The 886-nt window shown below is 46.3% G+C and carries 1 protein-coding gene; it reads right to left on the bottom strand.

Features of this window, described 5'->3' with window-relative positions:
* A partial coding sequence (locus tag RUMCAL_RS07320) for an N-acetylmuramoyl-L-alanine amidase (RefSeq protein ID WP_021682041.1) occupies positions 1 to 820 on the bottom strand: 820 nt, incomplete at its 3' end.
* Positions 821 to 886: the final 66 nt, after the last annotated feature.

Here is an 886-nt window from a genome sequence, read left to right as displayed (position 1 = left end):
GTGTATTGGCACGAATGGCAACCTTCTGCCCCTTGGTGAACTGACTGCCATTGGTGTAGACTACATTTTCGTTGGCATCAAATACAGAATATCCGACCTTGCACACTTTCTTTGCATTTTCTAAGGAAGAATATGCCCCCAGCTGCGACTTCGCATCTGCCCAAGACTTTCTCACACGGTAAAGCTGCTTTGTAGAAGGTGCAACAGAGGAACCTGCATTTAAATAAGACTGTACCTTTTTCTTGAACTCCGCCCAATGGGGCAAGATATACGCCGGACACATTTTGTACCGATTGTACATGGTGTTCAATTGATCAATCGTTCCGTTTCGTCCGTCACGAACATTCAGCCAGTGGGTATGCGTGTAGAGATGGTTGATGTCCAATCCATACTGTTTCAGAAGGGCTGCTGCCAATTTCGCTGCATTGTCCTCCGACTTTTTATCAACAGAATTGTACGCAGAGGACATAATACACTCAATGGCAATGGTTCTGCGATTTCCATTGCCACTGCCATCAGCGGCGTGCCAGCCGCTCAGACTATGGGGCAGATTCTGCCACGCACACACGTTATCCACATAGTAGTGGACACGCACATCCTTCATGTTGTTATTGACCGTTGCTCTCGTATACTGTTCCGCAGGGGTCGTTCCGCTTGCTACGGTGATCCAGTCTGTGTTATGGACAGTCACACCGATGATTTTTCCTGTCATGGAAAAAGAGGGCATATCGATATGGATGGGATTGTGTTTGGTGAGTAAATACTCGTTGATTTTTACTCCGTTCAGAGTCATTGTTGCATCTGGTCTTAAAATCGTCATATTACTTGTCCTCCTTGTCGGTCGTTTCTTCCGTTCTGCCGATTTTCGTTTGCAGAACATCAATTG

It is taken from the genome of Ruminococcus callidus ATCC 27760 (assembly GCF_000468015.1).
Taxonomy (GTDB): Bacteria; Bacillota; Clostridia; order Oscillospirales; family Ruminococcaceae; genus Ruminococcus_C; species Ruminococcus_C callidus.
Note: the sequence above shows the minus strand (reverse complement) of the source record. Positions and strands in the feature narration are given on the sequence as shown.